The organism is Helicobacter labacensis (assembly GCF_003660285.1).
Classification (GTDB): Bacteria; Campylobacterota; Campylobacteria; order Campylobacterales; family Helicobacteraceae; genus Helicobacter; species Helicobacter labacensis.
In genome coordinates this window covers 108,695-118,936 of sequence record NZ_QXQQ01000003.1, presented here as the reverse complement: position 1 = coordinate 118,936, position 10,242 = coordinate 108,695, and the positions used below count along the sequence as shown (strand labels likewise).

The following is a 10,242-nucleotide window of genomic DNA, read 5'->3' as shown; positions in this document are numbered from 1 at the left end:
AGGCACGGGCTTGTTGCATGTCTTGGATTAAACTAGGGTTTATAGCCCATAGGGGGCTGATGAGTAGAAGTATGCTAATTAGGCGAGTCATTAAAATCCTTGCATTGGTGTTTGGCATGGATTATAGCACGCTCCAACAAGATGGCAGGCTTTTGGCTATAGGCGCGCTAACCCCCTCCAATAAAAAGTAAAGCCATCTCACCAATCTTAATAATTTGGGCTAGATTCTGCGCGCAGGGCTTTCAAGCCCCCCATCACGAGGCTAGTTATGCGCCCCTTAAGCATTTCTTTATTTTTACCCTCCTAAAATACCCCCTTTCATTTCTATAAAAAAGGATCACCATGTCTAACCTTGTGCGCCGTGCGGGGGGGGGGGGGGGGTAACTCTCTCCAACTCTCTTACTTCTTTTTTAGCCCGTGTTCTAGGGGGTTTTTATGAAACCCTTTAAATCTTGTTCTTTAATCCTTAGTGGGTTTTTGTTGGCCCCAATGCTTAGTGGGTGTTTGGGAGAGTTATTGGGAAGTGCAAAACCCCAAGAAACGGGGCTAGAAGCCTATAACAAAAAAAAGCAAGAGTGGCAACAAAAGAGGAAGGCTGAGGAAGCCAAACAACGGCAAATGCAAGCACGCATAAATGCACGCATGTCGCCATTTGGAGTAGAACCGCCCAAAGAAAGAACGGCAGACTCGCTTTTTAAATACGCTCTCCAAGCCTATCAAAACATGATCAAAAATGGTTGGCGTGATCCGAATAATCCAATGGGTTTTCATTCTCCGCTAGACATCCTAGGGCTATTTGAAAATGCCGCTAAAGCGGGCAGTGTGGAAGCGTATCGTTATATGGGGATCTTGTATCTTGGCAGACCCAATGGCGTAGGGCAAAGCTATAAACAAGCCATAGAGTACTTTAAAATTGCCATAGACAAGGGGAGCGTGGAGGCTCTTGTGAATTTAGGGCAAATGTATTTACTTGGTCCGGGAGATTCGTGGGGAGGAGGGGGTGTGGCTAAAGACCCTGCTAAAGCGATGGAGTACTTTAAAGAGGCAGCCCAAAAAGGGAGTGCCCTAGGGGCTTATGAGGCAGGGGAGCTTTATGCTAAGGGTCTTGGCGTGCCTAAAAATTTAGCCAAAGCCAGAGAATACTACCAAAAAGCGGCCAGTGAGGGCTTGCCCATCGCTCTTAATGCCGTGGGTGAAATGTATGCCAATGCCCAAGGTGTCCCCAAAGACTTAGCCAAAGCCAAAGAATACTTCCAAAAGGCTGGCGATGGAGGGGAGCTTAAGGGATATTATCATTTGGGCTTAATCTATTTTAAAGGCGATGGGGGGGCTAAAGATTTGGCTAAAGCCCTTGAGTACTTCCAAAAGGCGGCCAATGGGGGCGATGCCAATGCCTGTGCTTATTTGGGGGAGATGTATCTTAAGGGCAAGGGCGTGGCTAAAGACTATGAAAAAGCCTTAAAGTATCTTGAAGATGGAGTCAAGGCAACAGATACGGGGGTAGCTGGTAGGGCTTATTGGAATTTAGCGGCCATCTATGCCAAGGGCTTAGGCGTGCTGGTGGATAAAAACCAAGCCCAAACCTACTACAAACAAGCGTGTGATGCAGGCTATGAGCAAGCCTGCACAGCTTTAAGCAAGTAACAAAGGAGGCAAGGGATGAAAAAAGACTACCTAGAGATTGTCCTAGCCGTGCTCAAAGAGGCAAAAGCCCCCGTGTCCATCTATGAGCTTTACAACAAAGCCCAAGAACTCAAAGAGGCGGGCAAGATTAGCCAAATGTTTAGCATGGCCAAAGAGAAGGCGTATTACCCCGTTTGGCTTGCCCTAAAAAATGAGCAAGATTTGCCCTTTGTGAAAGTCTCTGATGGCCCTTTAAGCATTGCCCTTAAAGAGTATGCCACTCCCCAAAGCTTAAGCCCCCAAGAGCCCCAAAAAATAGAGACGCACCACGAACGCCTATTACACCCCCTAGTGGCTCACTTTGCCCACCACAAATGGGCCGCACACACCAAAACTATTTACCACGAAAAGGCCCTAAAAGGCACAAAGGGCAAGAACTCTTGGCTGTATCCGGACATGGTAGGGGCGAGCTTTGCCTACCAAAACTTCGAGCCCACCTTGCGTAAATTTGTGGAGCATTTTTCTAGCCTGCCCTTAAAACTCTTTTCTTTTGAGCTTAAAAAAGAAATCACTTTAGGCACTTGTAGGGAATACTATTTTCAAGCCATTAGCAACAGCTCATGGGCACACGAGGGCTACTTAGTGGCAGAGAAAATCAACACAGCCGACAACGATTTAATGGAGTTGTTAAAACGCTTGCACGCCAGCTTTGGCATTGGGGTTGTGCTGTTAAATGTGCCAGACATCCCAAAAAGCCAAGTCTTGTTAAACGCCAAGCGTAAAGAGAATTTAGACCACGCCATGCTGGGCGAATTGTCCCAAAATTCCCCCGATTTTAAAGACTTTCTAAACGCCTTGACTCTCTACCACGAGGCGATCAAGGCAAACATGAGCGAACAGACCAAATTAAAAGCCTTTGATGGCGTGCTAGACAAGGCGGCTTTGCAACATTACATAGAATTAGAGATTTTGGGGAAAATGCCTAAAGAGGCTTAGGGGGAAGTCATGGAAATTGACCATGTAGAGCAAGAGGGCACTAAAGTTTGTGCCTACGATTCAGATAACAAGGTGCTTTTTAAAAAGCCCGGAGAATTGGTGTTTTATATGAGCGATTATGTGCTCATTAGGCGGGGGAATAAGATATGTAAACTTGATTCTTATGGCTATGTCCTAGATTCTAATTTTGACTTAAAAAAAATTGGGCGTGTGGATTGCAACAATGGCAGCGTAGATGTTTATGATGAAGAGGGTAATAAACTTTTTAGCGAACCCGGGGAACTTGTGGATTTTACAGAATACTTGGTGCGTGTCAAACAAGGGAAAGAGACATACACATTTAGCTCTTATGGCGAGATAATTGAAGTTGAAAAACCCATGGGCTGTTTGGGATGGTTGATGCTTATACTTGTAGGGCTGGCAATCATTATTGGCATTGCTTATTGCTCTGTTAAACAACATGCCAATGAGCAAAACACACGCTATGTTTTCACCAAAGATTACAACCAACGCGCCCAAGCCTTCCACGATGCGATGGAGCTCTTTACAGATCAAGAATACAAACAAGCCCAAGAGCGTTTTATTTGGCTCGCCCAAATCAAATACCGCCCCGCTTTTAGCTCTTATATGGCGGGACAATGCGCTTATAAAGAGAAACGCTACCAAGAAGCCATTAAATTTTACAAACAAAGCCTAGCGATTAAAGAACAGGCGAGCTACACGAGCATTTTATTAGAAAATATGGCTAACGCCTATAAAGCCCTCAAAGATGAGAAACATTACACGCATTACAAGCACCTTTTAGAGCAACAAAAAACGCAAAATTGACACCACAAAGGCGGCTTACCCCCCCCCCCCCCACACAATTACCCCTCTAACTTCTCTTTTAAAAGCGCGTTGAGCGCGCTAGGATCCGCACCTTTCATGTTTTTTAAAATCTGCCCTACAAAAAAGCCCAAGAGTTTAGTTTTACCCCCCTTATATTGGGCGACTTTATCAGGGTGTTGCGCCAAAATGGCTTCAATGGCGCGCGATAACTCTTGTGTGTCCTGCACTTGGGCTAAGCCCAGTTTTTCAATGAGGGTATCTACATCACTAGGCTGGCTTGCGCTTTGGCTTAAAAGCGCGTCTAAAATCTCTTTGCCTGCCTTGCCTGAGATTTTTTTGCTATCGATGCGTTGCACTAAAGTGCCTAGAGTTTGCGCGCCCACTTTGCAAGATTCTAACTCTGCGCCCTCCAAACGCCCTAATAATTCTACACATAGCCAAGACACGCTCGCCTTTACACTTGCTCCCATGCCCATCATCTCTTCAAAATACTCTGCAATGGCAACATCGCTCACCAACATAGACGCGTCTTCAGGTTTGACTCCTAGCTCTATGTAGCGCGCTTTTTTGGCATCGGGCAATTCGGGGATCACCTGCTCTAAAAAAGCTTTGGGGATATGCACGCGTCTAAGATCGGGATCGGGAAAGTAGCGATAATCTGCTGAGCCCTCCTTATCGCGCATGGATTGGGTGATCCCCTTAGTGGTGTCAAAAAGCCTAGTTTCTTGCACCACTTCGCTAGCATAAGTGCCCCGCTCAAAGGCTTCGCTTTGGCGTTCAACCTCATATTCAATGGCTTTTTGGATGAATCTAAAGCTATTGAGATTTTTAATTTCTACGCGTGTGTAGAGTTTGCTCTCCCCTTTGGGGCGGATGGAGACATTAGCATCACAGCGAAAATTGCCCTCTTGCATATTGGCATCAGAAATGCCCAAAAAGCGCACCAAGGCATGTAATTTTTTAAGATAACTAATCGCCTCTTGGGCACTGCGCAAATCCGGGCGGCTGACAATCTCTAGTAAAGGTGTGCCTGCGCGATTCAAATCCACCTTAGAAAACTCTCCTTCATGGATATTCTTCCCTGCGTCCTCTTCTAGGTGGGCGCGCTCAATGCCAATGCGTTTTAGCCCGCTCTCTGTGTCAATATCCAAATACCCCGCGCTCACAATGGGGATTTCAAACTGGGAGATTTGGTAAGCTTTGGGTAAGTCGGGGTAAAAGTAATTCTTGCGCGCAAAGATGGAGTCTTGATTAATGGTGGCATCAATCGCCATCCCAAAGGCGATCGCCTTTTTTAAAGCCGCTTCATTGAGCACGGGCAGAGCCCCGGGCAAGCCTAAACACACCGGGCAGGTGTGGCTATTGGGAGCGTCTTTAAAGCTGGTGGAGCAAGAACAAAAAATCTTGGTCTGGGTGTTGAGTTGGGTATGCACTTCTAGTCCGATTATGGTTTCAAACATCAAAATCCTTTAAACTTAATGCCAAATATTCTTAAGATAATGGCTACCAGCGCGATCACTAGAGCTAACCCCAATAAAATAACCACCGCATGGGCAAAAAAGAGCAGCACTACCACAACAATCACAAGCGCAAGCCCGATTGCAAGCGCAACGATCAAAAAGACTCCCGATTCGATTAGCAGATCAAAAAGCACCGGAAACACGCCCACAAGCCCCCCTAAGATCAAAAGCCCCAGCAAGCAAAGAAGAAAAGTCCCCATCGTAATGAGTGCTCGCTACTTAGGCTCTACGGGAGCCATTTTCTCCTTACGGGCTGCTTTTTGGGCTTGGATTTTGGGATCCATCGTCAAAATGCTAAAACTCAAATCCGCCACCTCTGGGTGGGATTTGATATAGGCGTTGATCTCCTCTAGCTTTAAGTTTTTAATGCGCTCTAACATGATCTTATCGTAGTTGAGAGGCAAACCTAAGTAGAAATTGTGGAATTTGGTGTTCAGGCGTTTGCCTAGAGTTTCATTGGCTAAGGGTTCAGAACCTAGCAAGAATTTCTTAGCCCCCTCCAACTCCTCTTGGGTCATACCCTTGTCTATGAACTCTTTCACCACCTTTTTAACCAGTGCGATACTCTTATCTTGGTTTTCTAGCTTGGTTTGCAAATACCCGGTTGTGCAATTAATAATGCGTGAGAGTTGCACGCGCATGTAAGCACTATAAGCCAAGCCCTCTTTAACGCGGATAGTGTCCATCAAACGCGAGCCAAAGCCACTAGAACCCAACACAAAGCCCATCACTTTGGCTAAGGGCAATTCTTTTTCTAAATCTTTCATGTAAAAGGGCGATCCAAAGTAAATATAGGCTTGTTGGGTGTCCTTGTAGATGATCTTTTCTTGGGCTTTTTGGGCGGTGCCAAAGTGGGGGGTGAAAAAGGGCTTATTGGAGGGCAAAGCCTCTAGCAGGGGCTTGAGTTGTTCTAGGGTTTTGTTCGTGTCCAAATCCCCCCCCATCACAATGATGAGTCGCTCAATGTCTAGCGCGTCCTCAAGGCGTTTTTTGACATCCTCTAGTGAAATGCTTTGGATACTCTTGGGTGTGCCCACAGCCGGGTGGGCTAGGGGAGTGTTAGCAAAGAGGAGTTTGTTGAGCTCAAGCTGGGCGATGTAGTCAAAATTGCTCATCTTGGTGAGCGCGTTGGCGACCATATTCTTTTGCACCTTCTCTAGGGCACTGGGAGTAAGGTTGGGCGAGAGGAGTAGATCGTGCAGATACCCGATCGCCTTTTGTTGGTATTCTTTGAGAAAACCTAGATCGATGTGCAAAGACTCCAATCTAATATCGGTGTCTAGAGTGATCGCCAGCTGTTCTAATTGTTCGGCAAACTTGACACTCCCCAACTCTTTCGTGCCCTCGTTTAACATCTCTGCGCTGAGTTTAGATAAACCGTATTTGTCCTTATCGCTCAAATTCCCCCCCCCAATAAACATCAAGCGAATCGTCCCCATGGGCAGTAAGTGGTTTTCCTCATAGATCACCGGGATTTTAATCCCCTTGATGCTAAAATACTTAATGCCCTCTCCAGTTTGATCGCGCTTGATGACTCTGTGCGCACTTTGTTCCTGAGTTTGTTTTGTTTGTTCCATCCATGCTCCTATCATGATTAAAGCTAACACCACAATGGCTAGCAACAGTGCGTAACGCACGCCTTTGACTTTCGCGCCCATCAATACCTTTCTAAAATTTCATAGGCAGTATTGCGCTTGGCAGCGCGCCCACCCAAATCGCCCACTAAGGCGATCATCTCCTCTTGGCTCATGCAAAAACTCGTGCCCGCTGCCTTGACGACATTCTCCTCCATCATCACACTCCCTAGATCATTGGCTCCAAAGAGCAAAGCCAACTGCCCGATCATCGCTCCTTGTGTAACCCATGAACTTTGGATATTTTTAATATTATCCAAAAATAGACGGCTACAGGCTAACAAGCGTAAATAACGATTGCTACTTGCTTTTTTAATCTCCGGTCTTTCTTGTTGCAAAGGGGTGAAATTGGGCTGAAAACTCCACAAAATAAAGGCGCGAAACCCTCCGGTTTCATCTTGCAAGTCGCGCACCCTCTGCAAGTGCTCGACCACATCTTCAGGGGTGTCTACACTCCCAAACATCATGGTTGCCGTGCTCTTGATCCCGCATTTGTGCGCCTGCCTATGCACTTCGATCCAAGCATCTGCGCTAAGTTTCTTGGGCGCGATCACCTTGCGCACCCGGTCGCTTAAAATCTCCGCACCCGCCCCCGGGATGGAGCTAAGACCGGCGGCTTTGAGGCGTTCTAAAACCTCCACTAAAGAGAGCCGTGAGATTTTGGCGATATAGTCAATCTCTACGGCTGAAAAACCATGAATGGTGATAGTGGGGAATTTTTTAGCGATGTGAGAAACTAAGCTTTCATAGTAATCAATTTTGAGTTGGGGATGCACCCCGCCTTGGAATAAAATCTGTGTGCCTCCAATGGCTAAGAGCTCCTCGATCTTGGCATCGATGCTCTCAAAGTCCAAAATATAAGCGTCCTTGTCTTTGAGGGTGCGCTTGAAAGCGCAAAACTTGCAATCCACAAAGCAAATATTGGTGTAATTGATATTGCGATCCACAATAAAGGTCGTGGTGTTATCCGGGTGCAGGGCTTGTTTTTTAGCCAAAGCTAAAGCTCCTAGCTCCTTTAGGGGTTTGTGTAACATCCACTCCAAGATCGTAGCCCTGTCTAAGCGTTGCATGCCTCTCCTTTAAAAACGCGTGCCCATAGAAAACTCAAAGCGTTGGGTGAGATCGCCCATGTCTGTGTTGAAATACAAGCCCTTCTTGCTACTCCAGTCGTTGAAAAAGGCGATGGGGAAGATGAGCACCAAGGGACCCATGGGCGAAATCCACTCGATTTGAATCCCGGTGGAGGCGCGCCAAGTGCCATGTTCATAGCCCGCCCCGATCACGCCATAATCTTTAAAACTCACATCGCTAGTGGTCAAAGCGTTGTGCCAAAAGCCTCCCATTTTGCTAGCGGTTTTAAAGGTCAAAAAGCCCCAGTCAAAAAACCATGCCACACGCATTTTAGCCGCTTTGAGTAAGCCATAACTAAGCTCCACAGAGCCGGTGTAGATCCCATCGCCCCCAACCCACATGCCCTCTGCATTTCTGGGCGTGATCGAGCGGTTTCTAAAGCCCCTCACCGTGGTAACGCCCCCTAAGTAGAACACGGAGTTAAGAGGGAGATAATCCTCTGTGTTGTAGCGGAAGATATAGCCCCCTTGGGTTTTGAAACGCGCGATCAAGTCGATCAAAATGTATTTTTGCAGGTGGTGGTAGGCGGCAAATTTGCCATAAATCTTGGCGTTACGCACATTCCCGCCCAAACCATTCCACGAATTGAGCGTATTTGAGGAGGGCAAGCCAGCCATTGTGGTGTAATTGGCAAAAGTGAAGCCATTTTTGGGGAAGTAATAGTCGTCCGTGTTGTCAAAATTGGTGCTCAAGGTGAAAGAGCTGGTGGTGGGGGTGTGGTAATCGCGATCCCATAAGCCACGCAAGGGCTGCCCATTGGGTCCAAGGGCTGGTTGCCCATTGGGGTAGCGGATAATGGTGTCCTTGCTGCTATAAAACATTTCATAAAGGGGGCTAGAAAAGCCGATGATCTTGTTGATGCTGTAGTTATAGCCCAAGTTCATGCTAAAGGTGTTGGTGATCATGCGCCCTACAGAGGCACTAAAACCCCCACCCTGCTGGATATAGTTGTAATTGATGATGTATTCAGCAAAGAGACTAATCGAGGAGCTATAACGGCTGTCAAAAATTCTAGGGTTTCGAAGCGTCAAGTTTCCAGAGAACATGCGCCCGCTCCCTCTAATGCCGTAGTTGCGATTCCCGCCCCCTGTAGAGACATTAGCATACAAGCTCATGCTCTGCCCTGTCCCAAAGAGGTTTTTCTCACTCACGCTCCCATTGAGCATGAGCCCCCCATAGCTCCCATAACCCAAGCCAAATTGCAACTGCCCCGTGCGTCCCTCTTCAACATTGACTAACAAGTCCATCAATTGGCTATTGACCCGTCTTTCCTCAATCTTGACCTTAGAGAAAAAGCCCAAACGGCGCAAGGCGTTTTCGGAGTTGGCGACTTTTGTCAGGCTATAACGCTCTTTGGGGTTGAGCCACACCTCACGGCGAATCACCCTATCGCTGGTGCGCTGGTTGCCTGAGATAATGATGTCATTGATATAAACCATATCCCCGGTCTCAATGCGGTAAATCACCTTGACCTTGCCATGTTGTTCGTCTTTATCCAAGTCAGGTTTAACCACCGCAAAGGCATAACCCTTGTCGGCGACCTCGCGCTTGAGTGTTTGGGCATCTGCGCGCATGTTTTCAATATTAAACACCATGCCCTTTTTGATTTTAAGCCCCTTGAGGAGTTTGGGGATGGAAATCACCGGTTTACTAATTTGAATCTCGATGCCAGAAACGCGGTATTGAATCCCCTCTTTGACCTTATAGTAAAGCTTAGCTTTGTGGGTAGCAAAATTGGTGTTCAAAAAAGGTGCAGACACATTCACATCCAAGAAACCATGGCGTAAATAGACATCTTGGATACGCATGGAGTCGTATTCTAGCTCGTTGAGGTGCAATTTCCCGGAGTTCAACCCCCACATCCAGCCCATAAAATCGCGCTGCTTGTTCGCGCTCAAGCTCTCCACAACCCTAGGCTTAAGCTGCTCGCGCCCCTCATAATTAGACTTGGTGATGTAAATGTGGTTACCCCGGTTGACATGGAAGACAATGCGGTAAGCCCCCCCATTGGCTAAGCTCTCTGTTTGCGTCTCAACCACACTCCCATAAAAGCCCTGCTGTTCTAGCGCGGCTTTTAAAATATACTTGGCGTTGTCTAACTTGTTCTCATCGTAGGTATCTCCCTTTTTGATCCCCATTTGGGTGTAGAGATTTTCTTTCTCTTTCTCTGTGCCATAGCCCTTGATCTCCACGCCGGCAATGCGGGGCTTTTCTTTGAAGTGGAAGACTAAATCACCGTTTTTAAAGGTGGCATAAACATCTTCAAAGTAGCCCTGGTTGTAAAGAGCTAAGATGGCTTGATCGATTTGTTCTAAGTCTAGGGGATCGTTTTTCTTGAGTTTGACAATCTCGCTAGCGAGCATGTCAGACATGTAAGAGAGATCCTTATACTCTATGCTGGTGATTCTAGCTTCCTCAGCGTCCACAGGCACAAACAACTGCCCCGCGCACACCAAGATCATTGTAAGAAACTTTTTAATGGAACACCCCTGATTTTGCTTGACTAACAC

At 46.9% G+C, this 10,242-nt stretch carries 8 protein-coding genes; 3 read left to right on the top strand and 5 right to left on the bottom strand.

The window, feature by feature from the left end:
• The first annotated feature begins 516 nt into the window (after nucleotides 1-516).
• Genes EAO33_RS02165 through EAO33_RS09365 form a run of 3 tightly spaced genes read left to right on the top strand, consistent with a single transcriptional unit; the run spans nucleotide 517 to nucleotide 3,447 of the window.
• Entirely contained in the window at nucleotides 517-1,644 is a 1,128-nt protein-coding gene (locus EAO33_RS02165; protein WP_162982177.1) for an SEL1-like repeat protein, read from the top strand.
• A gap of 15 nt (nucleotides 1,645-1,659) precedes the next feature.
• Complete coding sequence (locus EAO33_RS02160) at nucleotides 1,660-2,619, top strand: HrgA protein (protein ID WP_120944531.1); 960 nt, start codon at nucleotides 1,660-1,662, stop codon at nucleotides 2,617-2,619.
• A gap of 9 nt (nucleotides 2,620-2,628) precedes the next feature.
• Nucleotides 2,629-3,447, top strand: a complete 819-nt coding sequence (locus tag EAO33_RS09365) for a tetratricopeptide repeat protein (RefSeq protein ID WP_235852995.1) — start codon at nucleotides 2,629-2,631, stop codon at nucleotides 3,445-3,447.
• Between the two features lie 38 nt (nucleotides 3,448-3,485).
• Here EAO33_RS09365 and gatB read toward each other — a convergent pair whose 3' ends face one another.
• The 5 genes from gatB to bamA are packed head-to-tail and all read right to left on the bottom strand — an operon-like array spanning nucleotide 3,486 to nucleotide 10,194.
• Complete coding sequence (gene gatB, locus EAO33_RS02150; RefSeq protein ID WP_205589481.1) at nucleotides 3,486-4,913, bottom strand: Asp-tRNA(Asn)/Glu-tRNA(Gln) amidotransferase subunit GatB; 1,428 nt, start codon at nucleotides 4,911-4,913, stop codon at nucleotides 3,486-3,488.
• Nucleotides 4,907-5,167: a hypothetical protein gene (locus EAO33_RS02145; protein WP_162982176.1), complete on the bottom strand. Its 261-nt coding sequence runs from the start codon at nucleotides 5,165-5,167 to the stop codon at nucleotides 4,907-4,909. Before EAO33_RS02145 ends, gatB begins: the two co-directional genes overlap by 7 nt.
• 15 nt (nucleotides 5,168-5,182) lie before the next feature.
• Nucleotides 5,183-6,625, bottom strand: coding sequence for a M16 family metallopeptidase (locus EAO33_RS02140; protein WP_407920452.1), 1,443 nt, complete (start codon nucleotides 6,623-6,625; stop codon nucleotides 5,183-5,185).
• A complete protein-coding gene (locus EAO33_RS02135; protein WP_120944525.1) occupies nucleotides 6,625-7,671 on the bottom strand; it encodes a dehypoxanthine futalosine cyclase in 1,047 nt (348 codons plus the stop codon). Before EAO33_RS02135 ends, EAO33_RS02140 begins: the two co-directional genes overlap by 1 nt.
• Before the next feature lie 9 nt (nucleotides 7,672-7,680).
• A complete protein-coding gene (gene bamA, locus EAO33_RS02130) occupies nucleotides 7,681-10,194 on the bottom strand; it encodes an outer membrane protein assembly factor BamA (protein ID WP_205589480.1) in 2,514 nt (837 codons plus the stop codon).
• Nucleotides 10,195-10,242 lie beyond the last annotated feature (48 nt).

What these genes read in the sequence shown, in the direction of transcription:
- EAO33_RS09365 (WP_235852995.1), top strand. Translation starts at nt 2,629, where the DNA reads ATGGAAATTGACCATGTAGAGCAAGAGGGCACTAAAGTTTGTGCCTAC.
- EAO33_RS02145 (WP_162982176.1), bottom strand. Translation starts at nt 5,167, where the DNA reads ATGGGGACTTTTCTTCTTTGCTTGCTGGGGCTTTTGATCTTAGGGGGG.
- EAO33_RS02160 (WP_120944531.1), top strand. Translation starts at nt 1,660, where the DNA reads ATGAAAAAAGACTACCTAGAGATTGTCCTAGCCGTGCTCAAAGAGGCA.
- EAO33_RS02140 (WP_407920452.1), bottom strand. Translation starts at nt 6,625, where the DNA reads ATGGGCGCGAAAGTCAAAGGCGTGCGTTACGCACTGTTGCTAGCCATT.
- bamA (WP_205589480.1), bottom strand. Translation starts at nt 10,194, where the DNA reads ATGATCTTGGTGTGCGCGGGGCAGTTGTTTGTGCCTGTGGACGCTGAG.
- EAO33_RS02135 (WP_120944525.1), bottom strand. Translation starts at nt 7,671, where the DNA reads ATGCAACGCTTAGACAGGGCTACGATCTTGGAGTGGATGTTACACAAA.